General features: G+C 71.0%; 24 protein-coding genes. 20 read left to right on the top strand and 4 right to left on the bottom strand.

All coding sequences use genetic code 11. From position 1 onward, the window contains the following. Positions 1-258: 258 nt before the first annotated feature. The 4 genes from smc to JOF37_RS02190 are packed head-to-tail and all read left to right on the top strand — an operon-like array spanning position 259 to position 5,652. Positions 259-3,768, top strand: coding sequence for a chromosome segregation protein SMC (gene smc, locus JOF37_RS02205; protein ID WP_210004693.1), 3,510 nt, complete (start codon positions 259-261; stop codon positions 3,766-3,768). A gap of 4 nt (positions 3,769-3,772) precedes the next feature. Beyond that, positions 3,773-4,645 (top strand): signal recognition particle-docking protein FtsY, encoded by an 873-nt coding sequence (gene ftsY, locus JOF37_RS02200; RefSeq protein ID WP_210004691.1) that lies wholly within the window; start codon positions 3,773-3,775, stop codon positions 4,643-4,645. A 60-nt stretch (positions 4,646-4,705) separates the two neighbouring features. Beyond that, positions 4,706-5,206 carry a DUF2004 domain-containing protein gene (locus tag JOF37_RS02195; RefSeq protein ID WP_210004690.1) on the top strand — a complete coding sequence of 167 codons (501 nt, stop codon included), beginning with the start codon at positions 4,706-4,708 and terminating at the stop codon, positions 5,204-5,206. Positions 5,207-5,208: 2 nt separating this feature from the next. Next, entirely contained in the window at positions 5,209-5,652 is a 444-nt protein-coding gene (locus JOF37_RS02190; protein ID WP_210004687.1) for an MSMEG_6728 family protein, read from the top strand. 15 nt (positions 5,653-5,667) lie between these two features. Here JOF37_RS02190 and lipA read toward each other — a convergent pair whose 3' ends face one another. Beyond that, positions 5,668-6,690, bottom strand: a complete 1,023-nt coding sequence (lipA, locus tag JOF37_RS02185; RefSeq protein WP_210004686.1) for a lipoyl synthase — start codon at positions 6,688-6,690, stop codon at positions 5,668-5,670. Next, on the bottom strand, positions 6,687-7,325 hold the full coding sequence (lipB, locus tag JOF37_RS02180; protein WP_210004685.1) for a lipoyl(octanoyl) transferase LipB: 639 nt from the start codon (positions 7,323-7,325) through the stop codon (positions 6,687-6,689). Before lipB ends, lipA begins: the two co-directional genes overlap by 4 nt. Positions 7,326-7,382: 57 nt before the next feature. Between lipB and JOF37_RS02175 the strand changes: the two genes are divergently transcribed. Then, positions 7,383-7,949, top strand: a complete 567-nt coding sequence (locus JOF37_RS02175; protein WP_210004683.1) for a TetR/AcrR family transcriptional regulator — start codon at positions 7,383-7,385, stop codon at positions 7,947-7,949. Positions 7,950-7,996: 47 nt separating this feature from the next. After that, positions 7,997-9,544 carry a signal recognition particle protein gene (gene ffh / locus JOF37_RS02170; protein WP_210004681.1) on the top strand — a complete coding sequence of 516 codons (1,548 nt, stop codon included), beginning with the start codon at positions 7,997-7,999 and terminating at the stop codon, positions 9,542-9,544. Between the two features lie 20 nt (positions 9,545-9,564). Here the strand turns inward: ffh and JOF37_RS02165 are convergent, their stop codons facing one another. Continuing rightward, the gene (locus JOF37_RS02165; RefSeq protein ID WP_210004678.1) at positions 9,565-10,734 is read right to left on the bottom strand and encodes a glutamate--cysteine ligase; all 1,170 of its coding nucleotides are present in this window, start codon (positions 10,732-10,734) and stop codon (positions 9,565-9,567) included. 183 nt (positions 10,735-10,917) lie between these two features. Between JOF37_RS02165 and rpsP the strand changes: the two genes are divergently transcribed. From rpsP to trmD, 4 genes are read left to right on the top strand one after another with little or no spacing between them, the layout of a single operon-like run. Next, the gene (gene rpsP, locus JOF37_RS02160) at positions 10,918-11,340 is read left to right on the top strand and encodes a 30S ribosomal protein S16 (RefSeq protein ID WP_210004676.1); all 423 of its coding nucleotides are present in this window, start codon (positions 10,918-10,920) and stop codon (positions 11,338-11,340) included. Positions 11,341-11,344: 4 nt separating this feature from the next. Further along, entirely contained in the window at positions 11,345-11,575 is a 231-nt protein-coding gene (locus JOF37_RS02155; RefSeq protein WP_210004675.1) for an RNA-binding protein, read from the top strand. Next, the gene (gene rimM, locus JOF37_RS02150; protein ID WP_210004674.1) at positions 11,559-12,191 is read left to right on the top strand and encodes a ribosome maturation factor RimM; all 633 of its coding nucleotides are present in this window, start codon (positions 11,559-11,561) and stop codon (positions 12,189-12,191) included. The genes JOF37_RS02155 and rimM overlap by 17 nt, the downstream gene beginning before the upstream one ends. A gap of 1 nt (position 12,192) precedes the next feature. Beyond that, a complete protein-coding gene (trmD, locus tag JOF37_RS02145) occupies positions 12,193-12,894 on the top strand; it encodes a tRNA (guanosine(37)-N1)-methyltransferase TrmD (protein WP_210004673.1) in 702 nt (233 codons plus the stop codon). Between the two features lie 6 nt (positions 12,895-12,900). Here the strand turns inward: trmD and map are convergent, their stop codons facing one another. After that, on the bottom strand, positions 12,901-13,683 hold the full coding sequence (gene map, locus JOF37_RS02140) for a type I methionyl aminopeptidase (RefSeq protein ID WP_210004672.1): 783 nt from the start codon (positions 13,681-13,683) through the stop codon (positions 12,901-12,903). A 52-nt stretch (positions 13,684-13,735) separates the two neighbouring features. Between map and JOF37_RS02135 the strand changes: the two genes are divergently transcribed. From JOF37_RS02135 to JOF37_RS02090, 10 genes are all read left to right on the top strand, one after another. Further along, a complete protein-coding gene (locus JOF37_RS02135) occupies positions 13,736-14,224 on the top strand; it encodes an MFS transporter permease (RefSeq protein WP_210004670.1) in 489 nt (162 codons plus the stop codon). A 155-nt stretch (positions 14,225-14,379) separates the two neighbouring features. Beyond that, positions 14,380-14,727, top strand: coding sequence for a 50S ribosomal protein L19 (gene rplS, locus JOF37_RS02130; protein WP_210004668.1), 348 nt, complete (start codon positions 14,380-14,382; stop codon positions 14,725-14,727). A gap of 142 nt (positions 14,728-14,869) precedes the next feature. Next, positions 14,870-15,613, top strand: a complete 744-nt coding sequence (lepB, locus tag JOF37_RS02125) for a signal peptidase I (protein WP_210004666.1) — start codon at positions 14,870-14,872, stop codon at positions 15,611-15,613. Continuing rightward, entirely contained in the window at positions 15,610-16,269 is a 660-nt protein-coding gene (gene rnhB, locus JOF37_RS02120; RefSeq protein ID WP_210004664.1) for a ribonuclease HII, read from the top strand. Before lepB ends, rnhB begins: the two co-directional genes overlap by 4 nt. 40 nt (positions 16,270-16,309) lie before the next feature. Next, positions 16,310-16,633, top strand: a complete 324-nt coding sequence (locus JOF37_RS02115; RefSeq protein ID WP_023950963.1) for a DUF2469 family protein — start codon at positions 16,310-16,312, stop codon at positions 16,631-16,633. 94 nt (positions 16,634-16,727) lie between these two features. After that, positions 16,728-17,090, top strand: coding sequence for a YraN family protein (locus JOF37_RS02110; protein ID WP_210004662.1), 363 nt, complete (start codon positions 16,728-16,730; stop codon positions 17,088-17,090). Continuing rightward, positions 17,087-18,625, top strand: coding sequence for a YifB family Mg chelatase-like AAA ATPase (locus JOF37_RS02105; RefSeq protein ID WP_210004659.1), 1,539 nt, complete (start codon positions 17,087-17,089; stop codon positions 18,623-18,625). The genes JOF37_RS02110 and JOF37_RS02105 overlap by 4 nt, the downstream gene beginning before the upstream one ends. Before the next feature lie 32 nt (positions 18,626-18,657). Continuing rightward, positions 18,658-19,800 (top strand): DNA-processing protein DprA, encoded by a 1,143-nt coding sequence (dprA, locus tag JOF37_RS02100; RefSeq protein WP_210007640.1) that lies wholly within the window; start codon positions 18,658-18,660, stop codon positions 19,798-19,800. Between the two features lie 58 nt (positions 19,801-19,858). Continuing rightward, complete coding sequence (locus tag JOF37_RS02095) at positions 19,859-20,773, top strand: tyrosine recombinase XerC (protein ID WP_210004654.1); 915 nt, start codon at positions 19,859-19,861, stop codon at positions 20,771-20,773. Between the two features lie 244 nt (positions 20,774-21,017). Next, a complete protein-coding gene (locus tag JOF37_RS02090; protein ID WP_210004648.1) occupies positions 21,018-21,398 on the top strand; it encodes a DUF3060 domain-containing protein in 381 nt (126 codons plus the stop codon). The last annotated feature ends 2 nt before the right edge of the window (positions 21,399-21,400 follow it).

Genomic DNA, 21,400 nt, shown 5'->3' with positions numbered 1-21,400 from the left:
CGGGGGCGGAGAAGCCGCGGACCTACGCGTTCAGCGGGGCGCCGATGACGGTGGCTCCTCGGGAAACGCGGTCGAAACGGTCGCGGTGCTCGGAACGAGCGGTGACAGCGAACGCGGTGACAGTGATCAACATCGGGGAACCTCCTTCCATCGGGGATGCGGGTTGTGACGCTAGCGGTCCGCGCGGTGCGGCGTCAAGTCCGGACCGACATCCTCCGGTAGCGTGTGGACGTTCACCGACCCCCGGGAGGGCCCGACATGCACCTGAAGAGCGTCACGCTCAAGGGCTTCAAGTCGTTCGCCCAGCCGACCACGTTCGTCCTCGAGCCCGGCGTCACCTGCATCGTCGGGCCCAACGGATCGGGTAAGTCGAACGTGGTGGACGCGCTCGCCTGGGTGATGGGGGAGCAGGGCGCCAAGACGCTGCGCGGCGGCAAGATGGAGGACGTCATCTTCGCCGGCACCGCGACGCGCGGACCGCTCGGACGCGCCGAGGTGCAGCTGACGATCGACAACCACGACGGTGTGCTGCCCATCGAGTACTCCGAGGTCACGATCAGTCGGACTCTCTTCCGCAACGGCGCGAGCGAGTACGCCATCAACGGCGAGACCTGCCGTCTGCTCGACGTCCAGGAGCTGCTGAGCGACTCGGGCCTCGGCCGCGAGATGCACGTCATCGTCGGGCAGGGGCGTCTCGACACGGTCCTGCAGGCCAGCGCCGAGGACCGGAGGGGCTTCATCGAAGAGGCGGCCGGCATCCTCAAGCATCGCCGTCGCAAAGAGAAGACGGTCCGCAAGCTCGAGGCGATGGAGGCGAATCTCACGCGACTGAGCGACCTCGCCGGCGAGCTGCGGCGGCAGCTGAAGCCGCTCGGCAAGCAGGCGGAGGTCGCCCGCGAGGCGGCCACGATCGCGGCGGTGGTCCGCGATGCCAAAGCGCGCCTGTTCGCCGACGACCTCGTGTCGCTGCGCGCGCAGCTGGCCGACCACGCGCGCGCGGAGCACGAGCGACACGCCGAGCGCGTGGTCCTGCAGGATCAGCTCGACGGCGTCAAGCAGCGCATCGACGCGCTCGAGGCCGAGCAGCGATCGGAGGCCGTCGATCGAGCGCGGGCCACGGCGTTCGCCCTCGAGCAGGTGCAGGAACGCGTGCGCGGGCTGCACACGCTCACCGCCCAGCGCCGCGCGCTGCTCGAGGACGACGGGCAGCTCGCGGTCGAGGTTGCAACGGTCGGTCAGGCAACGATCGACGAGGCGCGCCAGGAGGTCGACGAGATCGCCGCCGGCGTCGGCGATGCCCAGGATGTCGCCGCCGCTGCCTCGCGGGACGTCATCCGCGCCCGGGCCGAGCTCGACGCGCTGGACTCGGACATCGCGGCCCAGAGCGCCCTCGTGTCGGAGCACGACATGCGGCTGACGAAGCTGCGCGGCCGGGCCGACGCCGCGGCATCCCGGCTCGACGCACTGCGTGCCGCCGTGGAGCGGCAGCAACGCGGGCTCGACGCCGCGCGTTCCCGCCGCGCCGAGGCCGAGGAGGCTCTCGCCGCTGTGCAGACCGACGCGAGCCCTGAGGCCAGCTCCGCCGAGCACACCGCGGCGTACGACCGCGCGCAGCGCGATGCCGCCGACGCCGAGGCGCAGGTCTCGGGCATCCGCGAGCGGCTTCACGCCGCTGAGCGCGAGGCGGAGTCGCTGACCGCTCAGACGGCAGCGCTCGGGCGCGCCCTCGAGATCCGCAACGCCGCCGCCGACCTGCTGCACCGAGGCGCCGGGGGAGTGCGCTCACTGGTCTCGGACGCCGTCAAGGTCGAGCCGGGGTACGAGGCCGCGGTGGCGGCTGCGCTCGGTGCGCTGGCCGAAGGCATCCTCGTGGACGACGTCGCGGCCGCGGTGGCCGCCGCCGACATCGCGCGCGCCGACGACCTGGGCGTGGTCGACATCGTCCTCGCCGACGCGTCGGCCGGCGAGCCGATCGCCGCGTCGTCATCCGGTGCTGTCCGCGCCGTCGACGTCACGGCGGCGCCGCCCGGTGTGCTGGGCCAGCTGTCTGCCGTCCTCATCGTCGACGACCTCGCGGCTGCCACCGTTCTGCGCGAACAGCTCGACCCCGCCGACCGCGACCGCGCCGTCATCGTCACGACGCAGGGCGAGCTCGTCTCGTGGCGCACACTGCGCGCCGGGTCCGGTGCCGGCCGGTCACGTCTCGAGCTCGCGGCCGAGCGGGATGCGGCCGCCGACCGACTGTCGGAGCTGACCGTCGTCGTCGACGCACTGCGCGAGTCGCTGTCGGACGCTCAGGCCGCGTGGAACGAGGCCCGCACCCGCACGCGCACCACGCTCGAGACGCTGCGCGCGCACGATGCCGCGCTCGCGGCCGACGCCGAGAAGCTCAACCGAGCCACCGTCCGGTTCGAGGCCGCGGTCGCGGAGTGCGACCGGCTCGAGGCCGGACTCGCGCCCGCGACGGCCGCCGTCGCCGACGCTGAGACGGCGGCTCGGGAGGCCGACGATGCGCTGGCGGCGGCGACGGCCGCGCCGCGCCCGATCCTGGACGCCTCGGCGCGGGACGGCCTGCTGGACGCGCTCGAACGCGCCCGCGAGCACGAGATGCGCGCCCGGCTGGATGTCGAGACCCTCCGCGAGCGCGTGCGCGCGGGCGAGGCGCGCGTCGCGCAGCTCGAACGTCAGCGCGAGCGCGAGAAGGCCGCCGCCGCCGAAGCCGCCCGACGCGCCGTCATCCGGCGCCGCCAGCGGGAGGTCGCCGATGCCGTCGCGAGCCAGCTGCCGCCGCTGATGGAGTCGATCGACCGGTCCGTCGCGCAGGCCCGCGTCGAGCTGGGGCGTGCCGAGCAGTCGCGCAGCGAGATCACCGCCGAACTGTCCGATCTGCGTCAGCGGGACCAGGCTGCCCGCGCGCGTCTGGCGGCCCTGACGGAGTCCGTGCACGGCCTGGAAATGCAGATGCACGAGAAGAAGCTGCACGTGACCAGCCTGCTCGAGCGCGTCTCCTCGGAACTTGGTCTCGAGGAGAACATCCTGATCGCGGAATACGGCCCTGATCAGCCCATCCCGGGCGAGGACGGTGACGCCGCGCCGTTCGAACGCGGGCAGCAGCGCCGGCGCCTGGCAGAGGCGGAGCGCAAGCTCGCACAGCTCGGCCGGGTGAACCCGCTGGCACTCGAGGAGTTCTCGGCGCTCGAGCAACGCCACGCGTTCCTCACCGAACAGCTCGCCGACCTGACGCAGACCCGCGCCGACCTGCTCACGATCATCGACGAGCTCGACGAGCGGATGCAGACGATCTTCCTGGCCGCGTTCGAGGACACCAAGATCGCCTTCGGCGAGGTCTTCCCGATCCTGTTCCCGGGCGGAACCGGCAGCATCTCGCTGACCGATCCCGACCACCCGCTGACGACGGGCATCGAGGTCTCGGTGCGCCCGGTCGGCAAGAAGATCGAACGGCTGTCGCTGCTCTCGGGCGGCGAGCGCTCGCTCGCGGCCGTCGCGCTGCTCACCGCCATCTTCAAGGCTCGCCCCAGCCCCTTCTACATCCTCGACGAGGTGGAGGCGGCGCTCGACGACGCGAACCTCGGGCGCCTGCTCGGCGTGTTCGAGCAGCTGCGCGCGTCCAGTCAGCTCATCGTCATCACGCACCAGAAGCGCACGATGGAGATCGCCGACGCGCTCTACGGCGTCTCGATGCGGCAGGACGGCGTGTCGGCGGTCGTGGGTCAGCGCGTGCGCGAACGCGCGGGCGCCGTAGGCTGAGAGCATGGCCGACAATCCCTGGTCGCTGTCGCGTGCCCTCCGCGGGCTCTTCGTCAAGCCGACCATCGACGAGAACACGTGGGACGACCTCGAGACCGCCCTGCTGACGGCGGACTTCGGTCCCGACATCACCGAGCGCCTCGTCGACGAGCTGCGCGGCAAGGTCGAGCGCTACCGCACGACCGATCCGCGCGACCTGCAACGGATGCTCAAGGAATCGCTCGAGGAGCGCTTCGCGGCGTTCGACTCGACGCTGCGTCTGACCGAGCGTCCCGCCGTCGTCCTCGTCGTCGGTGTCAACGGCGTAGGCAAGACCACGACGATCGGCAAGTTCGCGAAGTTCTTGCAGCGCTACGGCCGCTCGGTCGTCGTCGGCGCCGCCGACACCTTCCGCGCGGCCGCCGTCGATCAGCTCGCGACGTGGGCAGAACGCGGCGGCGCGCACATCGTGCGCCCGCAGCAGGAGGGTCAGGATCCGGCTTCCGTCGCCTTCCAGACGATCGACTACGCCAAGCGCACCGGCACCGAGATCGTGCTCGTCGACACCGCCGGGCGGCTGCACACCAAGGGCGGCCTGATGGACGAGCTGACGAAGATCCGCCGCGTCATCGAGAAGCAGGCGCCCATCAGCGAAGTGCTGCTGGTCCTCGACGCCACCACCGGTCAGAACGGGGTCATGCAGGCCGAGGCGTTCCTGCAGCACGCCGGCGTCACGGGGCTTGTGATCACGAAGCTCGACGGCTCCGCACGGGGCGGCTTCGTGCTCGCGGTGCAGGAGCGCACCGGCATCCCCGTCAAACTCCTCGGGCAGGGAGAGGGGATCGGCGACCTCACCGGTTTCACCCCCCACGTCTTCGCGTCGGCGCTGGTCGACTGACTCCCGCGCCGCGCCGCGTCACCACTTCCCCCGCACCCTCACGGCTGGTTTCATAAACACATGGCGATCGAGCACGACTACTTCGGACTCCTCGAGTCCGGTCCGGACGGATCGATCTTCTGGTCGGATCAGGTCGAGATCGGCGACCAGACGGTGACCGTCGACCTCACGGCGCCCGACCAGGACGACGTGTCGCCGGCTGCGCTCGACGTCGCAGCCGCGATGATCTCGGCGATCGAGACGATCGACCTCTCCGCGCGCAACGCGATGGTGTCCGAGATCAGTGATCGCACCAGCGAGGTGACGGAGTTTATCCTGCAGCAGCAGGAGGAGCTGGGAGAGGACATCGAGTCGTTCCTGGTCGACGTCTCGGGCGACACCCACATGGACGTCATCCGGTCGCTGCAGCTCATCAGCATGACGATCCTCGCCGACGAGCACGGGGGCACAGACCCCTTCGCGGTGCTGGAGTACGCACTCGACCCCGATTCGACCGACGAGGTGCTCCTGGTCAACCTCACGAGCGACGGCAGCATCCAGTCGGTCACCAGCGCCGACTGATCGTGCAGACCTTCCTCCCGTACGCGTCGTTCGCCGACTCCGCCGCCGCGCTGGACTCCCCGCGGCTGGGCAAGCAGCGTGTCGAGACTCTGCAACTGCTCCGCGCGAACACCGTTCCGGGCTACGGCTGGCGCCACCACCCCGCCGCGAAGATGTGGCGCGGGTACCTGCCGGCTCTCGTCTCCTACGGCCTGGCGATGACGGACGCCTGGATCGCCGCGGGGCACCCCGATACCGTCCGCCCGCAGCTGGTGGCCTTCGCCCCCGAGGTGGACGGGGTCGCGCAGGCCGACCTCGACCTGCCGCCGTGGCTCGGCGACGAGGCGCTGCACCTGTCGCACCGCTCGAACCTGGTGCGGAAGGATCCGGAGTTCTACCGGCCGCGGTTCGGCGACGTGCCCGACGATCTGCCCTACGTCTGGCCGCCCGACCCGACCGCCGCCTGAGGTCGCAGCCGCGCCTCAGACGGCCTGAGCGAACCCCGCCGCACCCGACTCCGACAGGTGGGCCAGGTGGTCCGGAATCGTCCGCCCCTTCGCCGTCATCGACTGCGCCCACAGCCGGCCGGCGCGGTAGGACGACCGCACGAGCGGACCCGCCAGCACGCCGAGGAACCCGATGCGTTCGGCTTCTTCGCGGAAGGCGACGAACTCGTCGGGCTTGACCCACCGGTCCACCGGCAGGTGCCGCGGGGTGGGCCGCAGATACTGCGTGATGGTCACGATGTCGGTGCCCGCGTCGTGAAGGTCCTGCAGCGCCTGCACGACCTCGTCCGGGGTCTCACCCATACCGAGGATGAGGTTGGACTTCGTGATGAGCCCGGCGGCGCGCGCCCGCGTGAGGACGCCGAGCGAGCGCTCGTAGCGGAAAGCGGGACGGATGCGCTTGAAGATGCGCGGCACGGTCTCGACGTTGTGGGCGAACACCTCCGGCCGCGAGTCGAACACCTCGTCGAGCTGCGCCGGGTCGCCGTTGAAGTCGGTGGCCAGGATCTCGACACCGGTCGTCGGGTTCTCGGCGTGGATGCGGCGGACCGTCTCGGCGTGCAGCCACGCCCCGCCGTCGGGCAGATCGTCGCGGGCCACGCCCGTGACGGTGGCGTAGCGCAGCTGCATCCGGTTCACGCTCTCGGCGACACGGCGCGGCTCGTCCGTGTCGTAGTCGGCCGGCTTGCCCGTGTCGATCTGGCAGAAGTCGCACCGGCGCGTGCACTGCGAGCCGCCGATCAGGAAGGTCGCCTCGCGGTCCTCCCAGCACTCGTAGATGTTCGGGCATCCCGCCTCCTGGCAGACGGTGTGCAGCCCCTCATCGCGGACGAGGTCGTGCAGGGCGCGGTACTCCTGACCCATACGGGCCTTCGTCTTGATCCACTCGGGCTTGCGCTCGATCGGGGTCTGGGCGTTGCGGATCTCGAGCCGGAGCAGCTTGCGTCCCCCCGGTCCGCCGGCTGCCGGTGCGCCCGTCGGCGCGGCGCAGCCGCTCATGCGGCGACCGCCGTCGCGAAGTCTGCGGCGAAGTGCCGCCGCACAGCTCCGACCGCGTCGTGGGGTGTCAGCCTGCGGCCGAGGACCTCCGAGACCGTCGTGACGCCGGCGTCCGGGATGCCGCAGGGGATGATCTGCGCGAACGGTGCGAGGTCGTTGCTGCAGTTCAGGGCGAAGCCGTGCATCGTGACGCCCCGCTGCACCCGCACGCCGATCGCGGCGATCTTCGCATCATTGTCGCCCGCGCTCACCCACACGCCGCTGCGACCGGGCACCTGGTGCCCGGCGACGCCGAGATCGGCGAGCGCGGCGATGAGGAGAGCCTCGAGGCGACGGACGTGCTGGACGACATCCACCGGCTCCGGGAGGCGGACGATCGGATACCCGACGAGCTGACCCGGTCCGTGCCAGGTGATCTTGCCGCCCCGGTCCACGTCGACGACGGGCGTGCCGTCGGCGGGGCGCTCGTGCGGGGCCGTCCGTGCGCCGGCCGTGAAGACGGCGTCGTGCTCGAGCAGCAGCAAGGTGTCGGGAGCGCCCGCCACGACGTCGTCGTGCACGCGCCGCTGCAGATCCCAGCCTTCGCGGTAGGGGATGTAGTCGGGGCTCAGGCCCACGGTCCGCACATCGAGCACGGTGCCTCCTCCATATCTGGACGGCGTCCAACAATACGCTACGCCTAGGCTGTCACGGTGACCTCCGAGAGTCGAGCCGGCCGCCCCCGCGTGTCGTCGCGCGAGACGCTCGCCGAAGCGGCGTGCGAGCTCTTCCTCGAGCGCGGCTACGACGCCACGACCGTCGCCGACATCACCACCCGAGCGGGTGTCAGCCGGTCGAGCTTCTTCAACTACTTCGCGTCGAAATCGGCGGTGCTCTGGTCGGGGCTCGACGAGCGCATCGGGCTCCTCGAGCGCGAGCTCGACGGCGCTGCCGGCTCGGCGGCGGTGGACGCAGCCATCGCCGAGTTGGCGCGCGGCTTCGCTCCCGACGCCCTCGCGCTCGCGATCGTGAACGATGTCGCGATGGGCGTCGCCGACGAACTGGCGCGCGAGGCGGCGATGCGCAGCTCGCGCATCGCCCGCGCCGTGTCGGGCGCTCTGGTCCGGGGCGGTGCGGACCGGCTCGAGGCAGATGTCCGAGCCGCAGCCTGGGGTGGCGCCGTGCTGGCCGCCGTCGCGGCGTGGGCCCGGGACGGTGCCGGGCGCTCCGAGCTCGCCTCGACGGTGTCCCGGGCGGCGCGGATCGCGCGCGACGCCTGACATCCCGGCGCTGACGCCTGCGGCCCCTCGCATAGAATCGAGGGATCATGGCAACTTTCGGCACGCTCTCCGACCGTCTTACCGAGACCTTCCGGAATCTCCGCACCAAGGGAAAGCTCAGCGCGGCTGACGTCGACCAGACGGTTCGCGAGATCCGCCGGGCGCTGCTCGACGCCGACGTCGCCCTCGTGGTGGTCAAGGAGTTCACCGCGAAGGTGCGCGAACGCGCCCTCGGCGACGAGGTGAACCGCGCGCTCAACCCCGCGCAGCAGGTCGTGCAGATCGTCAACGAAGAGCTCGTGGGCATCCTCGGTGGCGAGCAGCGGCGCCTGCAGTTCGCCAAGAACCCGCCGACGGTCATCATGCTCGCCGGTCTGCAGGGATCGGGTAAGACGACGTTCGCGGGCAAGCTCGCGAAGCAGCTCGAGAAGGACGGCCACACGCCGATCCTCGTCGCGTGCGACCTCCAGCGCCCGAACGCCGTGAACCAGCTCCAGGTCGTGGCCGAGCGTGCCGGAGCGGCCGTGTTCGCTCCCGAGCCGGGCAACGGCGTCGGCGACCCGGTGCGGGTCGCGCGCGACGGCGTCGCGTACGCGCGTCGTCAGCAGCACGACATCGTCATCATCGACACCGCCGGACGTCTCGGCGTCGACGCCGAGCTGATGAAGCAGGCCGCCGACATCCGCAAGGCGACCGATCCCGACGAGGTCCTGTTCGTCATCGATGCGATGGTCGGACAGGATGCCGTCAACACGGCCAAGGCATTCCAGGAGGGCGTCGACTTCACCGGCGTCGTCCTGTCGAAGCTCGACGGTGACGCCCGCGGCGGTGCCGCGCTCTCGGTCGCCTCGGTCACCCAGCGCCCGATCATCTTCGCCTCCACGGGTGAGGGTCTCGAGGACCTCGAGCCCTTCTACCCCGACCGCATGGCGAGCCGCATCCTCGACCTCGGCGACATCCTCACCCTCATCGAGCAGGCGCAGCAGGCCTTCGACGAGGAGGAGGCCCTCGCGGTCGCCGAGAAGCTCGCGAAGGAGCAGTTCACGCTCGAAGACTTCCTCGACCAGCTTCAGCAGATGAAGAAGATGGGCTCGATGAAGAAGATGCTCGGCATGCTGCCGGGCATGGGGCAGATGAAGCAGCAGCTCGAGCAGTTCGACGAGCGTGAGATCGACCGCACCGAGGCGATCATCCGCTCGATGACGCCGGCGGAGCGACGCAACCCGAAGGTCCTCAACGGGTCGCGGCGCCTGCGCATCGCGCGCGGATCGGGCATGACCGTGACCGACGTGAACCAGCTCGTCCAGCGCTTCGACCAGGCGGCGAAGATGATGAAGACCGTCGCGCGCGGCGGTGTGCCCAACATCCCCGGCATGGGGCCGGTGGGCGGCAAGCCGGGCGCCTCGAGCAAGCGCGGCAAGCAGGCGAAGAGCAAGGGCGGTTCGCGCTCGGGCAACCCGGCCAAGCGTGCCGCGGAGAACGCGGGGATCGCGACCGCCGCCCCGACGGGCTCCGGCTTCGGGCTCGGCGGTGCTCAGGCCCAGCCGAGCGAGGCCGACCTCGCCGAGATCCAGAAGCTCTTCGGCAAGCGCTGATCCCGCCGGCGGGCTCTCGCTCAGCGCCCGGTGTCGGGCTGGGCGAGGTGCTCGCGCAGGGTGGGGCCGTCGCGGAACTCGCGGATGAGATGCTGCACGACCTCGCGCAGATCTCCGTCCGCGGCGTCGGCGACACGCGTCTGCCGCAGGTAGCTCGCGCCCTGGTCGAGGATCGTCCGCAGACCGCGGAACTCGCGCGCGCAGTGCAGTTCGACGGCGATCGGCTCGAGCATCTCCATCGTCTCGCGCAGGTGCTCCGTGACGGGGCGCTGGGTCCCGTCGGCGTCGACGATGAGGCGGGCGTCGAGCCCGTAGCGTGCGGCTCGCCACTTGTTCTCGCGCACGAACCACGGCGGGATGACCGGCAGAGTGCGGCCCTCGTCGAGCTGCCGCGACAGGTGCTCGGTGAGCACCTGCACGAGAGAGGCGACCGCGGCGAGCTCCGGCAGGGTCGACATCCCGTCGCAGGCGCGGATCTCGATCGTGCCCCACTTCGGCGCGGGTCGGATGTCCCAGCGGACCTCGGAGGCGTCCTCCATGACGCCGGTGCGGACCATGCCGTCGAGGTAGTTCTCGAAGTCGCGCCATTCGGTGAAGCTCCACGGCAGGCCCGCCGTCGGGAGCTGCTGGAACACGAGCGCGCGGTTCGAGGCGTATCCCGTGCGATCGCCGGCCCAGAACGGGCTCGACGCCGACAGCGCCTGCAGGTGGGGGAGGTAGAGCGAGAGGGCGTTGATGAGCGGGAACACCTTGTTGACGTCCTCGACACCGACGTGGATGTGGATGCCCCAGATCATCATGTTGCGACCCCACCACTGCGTGCGCTCGATGAGCTTGTGATAGCGCGTCTTGTCGGTGATCTGCTGCTCGTACCAGCGCGCGAACGGGTGGCTGCCCGCGCACAGCATCTCCAGGCCCCGCGGGGCCGCGAACTCGCGGACGCGCTGGATGGCGTCATCGATGTCGTCGACGGCCGCCGCCACGGTGTCGCCGACACCGCTCGTGACCTCGATCGTGTTCGTGAGCAGTTCACCGGTGATCGTGTAGCGCTCGAGAGCCGAAGCCTCCTCGACCGCCGCCAGCACCTCGGGGGCGCGGGGGGCCAGATCGCCGCTCTCGCGGTCGGCGAGCATCAACTCCCACTCGATGCCCACGGACGAGCGGGCAGACGTGGCGAAGGGGACCGTCATGGCCACAGTCTGACACGCGGTACGGCGCGGTTCGCGACAGCTCGGTTCATCTGGCAAAATAGACGGTTGGACCGCCCGCTCGACCCTCTATCCGGCGGGAAGGTCCGCCCTCAGAGCTCCCGCCGGGTGTGCACCCCACGCTCCAGGCGACGTTCACTTCACATCACACCACTCAGGAGAATTGTGGCTGTCAAGATCCGTCTCAAGCGCCTCGGAAAGATCCGCGCGCCCTACTACCGCATCGTCGTCGCCGACTCGCGCACCAAGCGCGACGGCCGCGTGATCGAGGAGATCGGTCAGTACCACCCGACCGAGGAGCCCTCGGTCATCAAGGTCGACTCCGAGCGTGCGCAGTACTGGCTGTCGGTGGGCGCTCAGCCGACCGAGCAGGTCACCGCGCTGCTGAAGCTCACGGGCGACTGGGGCAAGTTCAAGGGCGACAAGAACGCCGTCTCGACCGTCCGCACGGCCGAGGGCAAGAGCGAGTTCGTCGCCGACGCCTCGAAGAAGTCGGTCATCAAGCCGCAGGCCGCCAAGAAGGCGGACGAGCCCGCCGAGGCTCCGGCCGACGAGGCCCCCGCCGCCGACGCGACCGACGCGGAGTAATTCGTTGCTGTCCGCCGCGCTCGAGCACGTCGTCAAGGGGATCGTCGATCACCCCGACGACGTCGTCATCCGTTCCTCCACGTCGCCTCGCGGCGAGGTCCTCGAGGTGCGCGTGCACCCCGACGACCGGGGACGGGTGATCGGGCGCGGCGGGCGCACCGCGAAGGCCCTGCGCACCCTCATCAGCGCGCTGGCCGACGGCACCCGTGTCCGCGTCGATGTCGCGGACGACTGACGTGGCGACCAATCCCGCAGGCACGCAGCTCCGCGTCGGGCGTCTCGTCAAGGCCCACGGTCTCAAGGGCGCCCTGAAGCTCGAGCTGTACACCGACGATCCCGACGGGCGCTTCGTCCCCGGCGCCACCTTTACTCTGCAGGTGCCCGAGGCATCGCCGTGGCACGGCAAGACCGTGACCGTCCGGGAGTTCCGGTGGATGAACTCCCATCCCGTGCTCTTCCTCGAGGACGTCAACGACCGCGACGCCGCCGAGAGCCTCGTGAAGGCGATCCTCTGGATTGACCAGGACGCCGAGTCTCCGGCCGAGGACGACGCCTGGTTCGACCACCAGCTCGTGGGCCTGGATGTGGTGCGCGACGGCGATCGTGTCGGCCGCGTCACGCGGGTCGACCACCTGCCTGCGCAGGATCTGCTGATCGTTCAGCGCGACGGCGACGATGCCGAGATCCTCGTCCCCTTCGTCAAGGCGATCGTGCCCGAGGTGGATGTCGCCGCGGGTCGTGTCATCGTCACGCCGCCGGCGGGCCTGTTCGAGGAACTGCCGGCCGACGACGCCGCCCCGGAAGACGCAGCGGTACCGCACGACGGCGGCGACGCGACGACCGAGGACTGACGTGCGCGTCGACGTCGTCACGATCTTCCCCGCGTTCTTCGACGTCCTCGAAGTCTCTCTGCTCGGCAAGGCGCGCGGCGCCGGGCTGCTGGACGTGCGTGTCCACGACCTGCGCGAGCACACCTCCGACCGTCACCGCACCGTCGACGACACCCCGTACGGCGGGGGAGCGGGCATGGTCATGAAGCCGGAGCCGTGGGGCGCCGCGCTCGACGAGATCGTGGCGGATGCGGCATCCCGCCCCACCTTCATCTTCCCGTCGCCGGCGGGCGAGCTCTTCACGCAGGCGACCGCGCGCGAGCTGAGCGGTGCCTCGCATCTGGTGTTCGGATGCGGCCGGTACGAGGGCATCGACGAGCGCGTGTTCGCGTACGCCGCGACCCTCGGTGATGTTCGGCTGATGAGTCTCGGGGACTACGTGCTCAATGGCGGCGAGGTCGCCTCGATGGCGATGATCGAGGCGATCGGCCGCCTCATCCCCGGTGTGGTCGGCAATCCCGAGAGCCTCGTCGAAGAGTCTCACGAGGACGGTCTGCTCGAGTACCCCTCGTACACGAAACCGGCCGCCTGGCGCGGATACGACGTGCCCGACGTCCTGCTCAGCGGACACCACGGCCGGGTGGCCGAGTGGCGTCACGACCAGCGGGTGGCCCGGACCCGCGAGCGGCGCCCGGATCTGCTGCCGTCCGATCCGAGCGCCTGACCCGCCTCAGTCGACGCCGAGGAACGAGCGGTCGGTCAGGATGATCGGGCCGGTCTCGGTGATCGCGACGGTGTGCTCGGAGTGGGCGCCGCGCGAACCGTCGGCGCTGCGCAGCGTCCAGCCGTCGGCGTCGGTGACGAGCTTGTCGGTGCTCTGCAGGAACCACGGCTCGAGTGCGACGACGAGGCCGGCGCGCAGGGGGTACCCGCGTCCGGGCTTGCCGTCGTTGGGGACATGCGGGTCGCCGTGCATCTCGCGGCCGACACCGTGGCCGCCGAAGTCGGTGTTGATCGACAAGCCCTCGGCCCGCGCGACCTGAGCCACGGCGTGCGAGATGTCGCCGATCTTGTTGCCGACTACCGCGGCGCCGATCGCCGCGTCGAGGGCGCGCTCGGAGGTGTCGATGAGCGCGAGGTCCTCGTCTCGGGGTGTTCCCACGACGAACGACACGGCCGAGTCCGCGACCCACCCGTCGACCGCGACCGCGAAGTCGAGGGTGACGAGGTCGCCGTCGCGCAGGGCGTAGTCGTGGGGGAGGCCGTGCAGGACGGCATCGTTGATCGACGTGCAGATCACCTTGCCGAACGGGCTTGCGCCGAACGAGGGGTGGTAGTCGATGTAGCAGGACTCGGCGCCCGCCTTGCGGATCATCTCGTGCGCGCGCCGATCGATGGACAGCAGGTTCGTGCCGACCTTCGTCTCGTCTCGGAGGGTCGCCAGAACCTCGGCGACGAACCGTCCGGCGGGACGCATCGCTTCGATCTCGGCAGGGGTGCGCAGCTCGATCATCGTGATCCTCTCTTCAGCTTCTATCCTGCCGGACCGGCGTAGCATCGGGAGCATGTGGCTGCGACGCGCGCTCTTCTCTTGGCTCCTGCCGGCGGCGCTGGTGCTCCCGCTCTGGCTCGTCGTGGGCTGGGCGGTCTCAGGTGCGAGCGGCTGGGTGTTCCTCTGGGTGCTCTTCATCGCGGTTCCCGCGGTTCTGGTCGGCCAGCTGGTCGCGACGTTGCTCGTGCGGGCCCGCGGCACCGTCCGCCACTCCCGCGCGCTGTCGTGGTGGGATGTCCTGGTGTTCGCCGTCTGGCACGCTCTGATCATCGCGACGGGCTTCTACCCGGCCGGCGCGTTCTGGCCGCTGCTGTTCGCGGCCACAGCCGCTTTCCTCGGGGTCTTCTGGGTCTCGCTGTGGCAGCTGTTCCGTGAGGCGCGTCCGGTGTCCCTGTTCCGGATGCCGATGGACTCCACCTTCCTCGACGGAGCTCGGACGCATCGCGAGGCCCAGCAGGCGGGCGTCTTCGTCGTCGAAGAGGCGCCGCGCCGGGACCGCTGACGGTTTGGCCGCATCTCGCGGTCATGGCAGAATGAACACTTGTGCCCTGAGAGATCTCTGCCTCAGGGGAGCGGCGCCCGGCGGGCGCCCGGGGCACCACATCCTTATTCAACTCTCTCGTGGTCGACCTGAGGCGGTCGCAGGAAGAAAAGATCATGCAGATCCTCGACTCCGTCGACGCAGCATCGCTGCGTAACGACATCCCCGCTTTCGCCCCCGGCGACACCGTCAAGGTGCACGTCAACATCACCGAGGGCAACCGCTCGCGCATCCAGGTCTTCCAGGGCGTCGTCATCGGCCGCTCGGGCGACGGCGTGCGCGAGACCTTCACCGTCCGGAAGATCAGCTTCCAGGTCGGCGTCGAGCGCACCTTCCCGGTCCACAGCCCGGTGATCGACCACATCGAGGTCGTCACCCGCGGTGACGTGCGTCGCGCGAAGCTGTACTACCTGCGCAACCTGCGCGGCAAGAAGGCGAAGATCAAGGAGAAGCGCGACCGCTGATCTCAGCGACGCGTTCTCTGGATGCCCCGGGCTCAGGCTCGGGGCATCCGTCGTTGTCCGTCGCGCGGCGGACGGCGAAACGCACGGAATGTGCGACCCTGGGATGGGCTCCCCGGCGGGTGAGTCGGATGAGAGGCGACGTATGACCACCGATGACCTTGCCGGGTCGGCACCGGCGCCCGCGCGTTCGCGATCGCGCCGGCTCTGGCTGCTGGTCCGCGACGTCCTCGTCATCGTCGCGATCGCGCTCGTGGTCTCCTTCCTGGTCAAGACGTTCCTCGTCCGCTCGTTCTACATCCCCTCGGGCTCGATGGAGCAGACGCTCCGTGAAGACGACCGCATCCTCGTCGACCAGCTCACCCCGCGTTTCGGCGGCTACGAGCGGGGCGACGTCGTCGTCTTCCGCGATCCGGGCGGATGGCTTCCGCCCACGGTCGAACCGGTGCGGCCGCCCTTCGTCGAGGGCGTGGACTGGGTGCTGTCGGTGGTCGGGCTGTCGGCGCCCGACAGCAAGGACCATCTCATCAAGCGCATCATCGGGATGCCGGGCGATCACGTCGTCTGCTGCAACGCGGTCGGGCAGATCACCGTCAACGGCGTCCCTCTCGATGAGCGCCCCTACGTCCGTCTCGCCGACGGGCAGTCCGCGCCGCAGGAGGTGCCCTTCGACGTCGTGGTGCCCGAGGGATCGCTGTGGGTCCTCGGCGACAACCGCGACCACTCCCGCGACTCGCGCTACAACCAGGACCAACCCTCGCAGGGCTTCGTGCCTCTCGACAACGTCGTCGGGCGCGCGTTCCTCATCACCTGGCCGCTCGACCGGTTCGGGGGCATCGACTTCCATCACGACGTGTTCGCCGGTGTCCCGGCCCCCGACGCCCGATGACCGTCGTCGCGCCCCGGCTGACCGTCGAGCGGCGGCTGCTGCGCGAGCATGACTTCGTCGTCGCGCTCGACGAGGTCGGACGCGGAGCGCTGGCCGGGCCGGTCGCAGTCGGGGCCGCGGTGCTCGACGCCCGCTGTGCACGCCGCCGCATCCCCGAAGGGCTGCGAGACTCCAAACTGGTGACGGAGCTGCGTCGCCCCGCACTCGCGGAGCGCGCGGCGGGCTGGGTCGTCGCGTCCGCGGTGGGGTGGGCCTCGCCGGCCGAGATCGACGAGCGGGGCATCATCCGCGCCCTGGGGCTCGCCGCCGTGCGCGCGCTCACGGGCCTGGACGGGTTCGACCCGACGACCGAAGACGCCGTGGTCATCCTCGACGGCAACCACGACTACGTGACCCCGGTCGCCGGACCGGGCCTGACGATCCGGACGATCGTGAAGGCCGACCGCGACTGCGCGAGCGCTGCGGCGGCATCCGTCATCGCGAAGGTGGCACGAGACGCGCACATGACGGGACTCCACGACGAGTCGCCCGTTTACGAATGGGCCCGCAACAAGGGCTACGCGAGCCCGCTGCACCGCGACGCGATCCGCTCGCACGGACTGAGCCGGCACCATCGCGCGTCGTGGGCCATCGCGGACGCCCCCACCCTGTTCTGAGGCTCGCCCGCCCTCCGGCGCCGCCTAGGATGGAGGGACCATGGATGACGAAGTCTTCGAAGACTACGACCGCGAACTGGAGCTGGCGCTCTACAAGGAGTACCGCGACGTCGTGTCGCAGTTCCAGTACGTGATCGAGACCGAGCGCCGCTTCTACCTCGCCAACGACGTCAACGTCGTCCGTCGCGACACCGAGCACGACTTCTACTTCGAGCTCACCATGAACGATGTGTGGGTGTGGGACATCTACCGCGCGGATCGCTTCGTGAAGTCCGTCCGAGTGCTGACCTTCAAGGACGTCAACGTCGAGGAGTTGCAGCGGCGCGACTTCGAGCTGCCCGACGAGCTGTCGCTCGACAGCTGAGCGCGGCTCCTCCCCAGCGGCATCCCGCGTCGATTCGTCCCCGGTCGGACGCGGACCGCGCCGGCGCTGAGCGCGGCCAGGCCAGAGTGCTGGCATGGCAACGAAGGACGAGCGGGGCCGCGCGGGCGAGGAACGCGCCGCGCGCCATCTGACCGAACGCGGATACGACATCCTCGACCGCAATTGGCGACATCGGCAGGGTGAGATCGACATCGTCGCGGGCACGCGCGACGAACTCGTGATCGTCGAGGTGAAGACGCGGCGCAGCGACGGATTCGGTCACCCGTTCGAGGCGGTCGACGATCGCAAGAGGGATCGGCTGTGGCGATTGGCCTGCGCCTGGATCGCGGCTTATCCCGAGCGCGTCCGCGGACGCCGAGTGCGACTGGACGTCATCGGCATCACCGGCGACGACGTCGCGACGGCGCGCGTCGAGCACATCGAGGACCTGCGGTGAGCGTTGGGCGCACGTGGGCTGTCGCGTTGACGGGACTGGTCGGCGACCTCGTCGAGGTGGAAGCCGACCTGTCGAACCAGACGCCCGCGTTCCGCATCGTCGGGCTCGCCGACCGGGCTCTCGCCGAGGCGCAGCAACGGGTCCACAACGCGTGCGCCAACAGCGGTCTGCCGCTGTCGCGACGTCGCGTCACGGTCAATCTGTCGCCCGCGAGCCTGCCCAAGCAGGGCTCCGGGTTCGACCTCGCGATCGCGATCGCCGCTCTCGCCACCGAATTGCCGATGGATGCCGTGTCCTTGGCCGACACGGTCCACATCGGCGAGCTCGCGCTCGATGGGCGGCTGCGGCCCGTGCCCGGCGTGCTGCCCGCCGTCATCGCGGCCGCGCGCGCGGGTCGCCGGACCGTCATCGTGCCCGAGGCGTGCCGCCGCGAAGCCGCGCTCGTCGACGGTATCCGCGTCGTCGGATGCCGCTCGCTCGGTGCCGTCGCGCGCTGGCACGGGCTCGACGTCGACGTCGACGACGACGCCTCCGGCGGAGAGGACACCCCGCCCGCAGCGCTCGAGGAGGAGCCGACGGCCGAGGACCTCGCCGACATCCGCGGTCAGGAAGAGGCGGTCGCGGCGGTTGTGGTCGCGGCCGCCGGCGGGCATCACCTGCTCATGACCGGGCCGCCCGGCGCGGGCAAGACCATGCTGGCGCGTCGTCTGCCCGGCATCCTGCCGCCGCTCGACGACGAGACCGCGCTGCAGGTGGCATCGATCCGGTCGCTTTCCGGGACCGCGGTGGACCACCTCAGCCGCGTGCCACCTTTCGAGGCGCCCCATCACAGCGTGAGCGTCGCCGCGCTCGTCGGAGGCGGCAGCCGCATGCTGCGTCCCGGTGCCATCGCCCGCGCGAGCGGGGGTGTGCTCTTCCTCGACGAGGCGGGGGAGTACGGCGCGCACGCGCTCGACTCGCTGCGGCAGCCCCTCGAGTCCGGGGCGATCGAGATCCATCGGGCGGGGTTCCGCGCGACGCTGCCGGCGCGATTCCAGCTGGTGCTCGCCACGAACCCCTGCCCCTGCGGTCAGTACGGCGTCCGCGGCGGGAGCTGCTCGTGTCCCTCACTCGCGATCCGTCGCTACCTCGGAAGGTTGTCCGGCCCCCTCGTCGACAGGATCGACATCGAGCTCTCCCTCAACCGGGTGTCTCTCGCCGACCTCGCCACGGCGGGCACCACCGGCCTGTCCTCGGCCCAGGCTCGCGACCAGGTCGCGGGCGCGCGGCTTCGCGCCGCTGAGCGTTTGAGCGCGACCCCGTGGCGCACGAACGCCCAGGTCGCCGGTTCGTGGCTGCGCGACGGACCTCTCGCGCCCGAGCGCGATGTACGCGCGCCGCTGGACGCCGCGCTGCACCGCGGCGCACTGACGCTCCGAGGCTACGACCGGGTACTGCGCGTCGCGTGGTCGGTTGCAGACCTCGCGGGCCACGACCGCCTCACGCTGGACGATGTCGGGCGGGCGCTGTTCCTCAAGAAGGGGGTCGACCGGTGACGTCCACGCTGCTTCGCGAGGCCCGCGAGGCGATGGCGACGCTCGCCCCGACGTCGGGCGGCGGCGCCGACGACGTCGAGCGGTACGCCCGGGCACGGTGGTCGGTGCTCACCGAACCCGGAGACGGTGTGGCGGGGCACGCGATCGCCCGATGGGGCGCGGCGGCCGCCCTGGACCTCGCGCTCAGTGACACCTCGGCGCCCGACATCCCGGAGCTGTCGGAGCGCGACTGGCGACGCGCTCGGGCGCGCTGGCTGCCGCGGCGCGACGACCACGCCTACCCGCTGGAGCTCGCGCGGCGGGTCGGAGCTCGACTGGTGGTCCCGGGGGACGAGGCGTGGCCGGTGCGTCTGGACGACCTCGGCGTGCACGCTCCACCGGCGCTCTGGGTGCGTGGCCGTCTGGACGCGCTGGCGGACCCCGTGGCGTCGGTGGCATTGGTGGGAGCCCGCGCCGCGACGGCGTACGGCGTGCGCGTGGCGGCCGAGCTGTCGGGTGACCTCGCCGCCGGGGGAGCGACGGTCGTGTCGGGCGCCGCTGTGGGCATCGACGCCGCTGCGCATCGCGCCTGCGTCGCGGTCGAGGGGCGGGGCATCGCCGTGCTCGCCGGCGGCGTCGAGAAGTCCTACCCCGCCGGTCATGCCGACCTGCTGGCGGGTCTCTCGCGTCGCGGCGTCGTCGTCAGCGAGGTGCCGTGCGGCACGGCCCCCACGAAGTGGCGGTTCCTGCAGCGGAACCGGCTGATCGCCGCCCTCGCGGACGCGACGGTCGTCGTCGAGGCGGGGTGGCGCTCGGGCTCGCTCAACACGGCGGGGCATGCAGCCGCGCTCGGACGGCCGCTCGGTGCCGTGCCGGGGCCCGTGACCTCGGCCGCGTCCGCGGGATGCCACCGCATCCTGCGCGACTACGACGGCCGCTGCATCACCAGCGCGGATGATGTGCGGGAGCTCGTGGGCTGGGATGCCTCGGCGCAGCGACAGGGCACCTCGACGGACCGGACCGACGACACGACCCGGATCCTCGATGCGCTCAGCTCCCGCTCGCCTCGCGATGTGGATGAGCTCGCCCGCCGCTCGGGGGTCGAAGCCGACCGCGTGAGCTCGCTCCTCGGTCTGCTAGCGCTCGATGGCCGCGCCGTCTCCGATGCGCGCGGTTGGCGGCAGGGGACGCCATGAAGCGCGGCGCACCGCGGCGTTCCGGTCCGCCGATCGGGCCATCCGTCATGCTGGTGGCATGCGCATCTCCGCGGCGGCATCGGCCTACGGCGAGCACCTCGCGCGCGTGCGCAGACTGTCGGGGCACACGGTGCGCGCGTATCTGTCGGATCTCGCCGACCTCGCGGATGCCGCGGGCGACGTCGACGTCGCCCGCGTGGACATCGACGCCTTACGCGACTGGATCTGGCGCGCGAGCGAGCGCGGGGACGCGCGCTCGACGCTGGCGCGACGGACGGCCACGGCTCGCGGGTTCTTCGCCTGGGCGACCGAGCGCGGGATGGTCGACGCCGACCCCGCGCTGCGGCTGGCGTCACCGAAGAAGGGGCGGACGCTTCCGAAGGTCGCCACGGCCGGCACCCTCGCCGGCGTGCTCGACACCCTGCGCGCGGGTGCCGCGGACGGGAACCCGATCCTGCTGCGGGACCACGCGATTCTCGAGCTGCTGTATGCCAGCGGCATCCGGGTGTCGGAGTTGTGCGGACTCGACGTCGACGACGTCGACGACGGCCGGCGCACAGCCCGCGTGACGGGTAAGGGCGACCGTGAGCGCATCGTCCCCGTCGGCGGGCCGGCGTTCGCCGCCCTGCAGGCCTACCTCGTCCGCGGGCGCCCAGTGCTGGCGGCACGCGCGTCCGACCGCCCGGCACCCGGAGCAGCCGCCCTCTTTCTCGGGGCGCGCGGTGGGCGCCTGGGGCCGCGTGCGGTCTATTCGGTCGTCGCCGAACGCGTCGCCCCCGCGCTCGGCAGCGAGACCGCGGGTCCGCACACCCTGCGGCATTCCGCCGCCACCCACCTGCTGGACGGCGGCGCGGACCTTCGTGCGGTCCAGGAGATCCTCGGGCACGCGAGCCTCGGCACGACGCAAATCTACACCCACGTCTCGGGTGAACGTCTCGCTGCCGCGTACCGTCAGGCGCACCCGCGAGCCTGATGCGCCGAGCGCCGGATGGCGCGACGTGTCGCCGCGGGCCTACCGTGGAGCCATGAGAAGAGCGCTCGTCTGGTTCGGCGCCGTCGGCGTCGTGTTCGCCCTGACCGCCTGCGTCCCGGCCGATGACGCACCGGACCGCGTGGTTCGGCCGAGCGCACCGTCGGGCACGTCGGCGACGGCGTCACCGCCGGTGAGCCCGCAACCGGCAACGCCAACCGCCCCTGCGTCGACCGGTGGATCCGACATGTCCATGTGCGTCGCCGGCGTCGTGGCCCTGCGCGGTTCCGACACCGACCTCTCGTTCAGTGGTGAGTGCGATCGGGTGGAGATCGAGGGCGCGGGTCTCGACGTCGATCTGTCGGACGCGCGGGTCGCGACGGTCGTTGTGCGGGGCGATCGTATCGAGGTCGATCTCGCCGACGTCGACGCCCTCGAAGTCACGGGTCAAGCCGCCGACATCGACGCCGACATGATCGGCTCGCTCAGCGTGGCGGGCGACCGCAACGTCGTCGACGGTGACGAGATCAGCGCGGTATCGGTGTCGGGCAACGACAACCGGGTGCACGCGGACCGGTTGGGCTCGGTGGAGCAGGCCGGCGACCGCAACGACATCCGTCCCGACTGACC

Origin of the sequence: Microbacterium imperiale, assembly GCF_017876655.1 — a bacterium.
GTDB classification, from domain to species: Bacteria; Actinomycetota; Actinomycetes; order Actinomycetales; family Microbacteriaceae; genus Microbacterium; species Microbacterium imperiale.
This window is presented reverse-complemented; position numbering and strand designations above follow the sequence as displayed.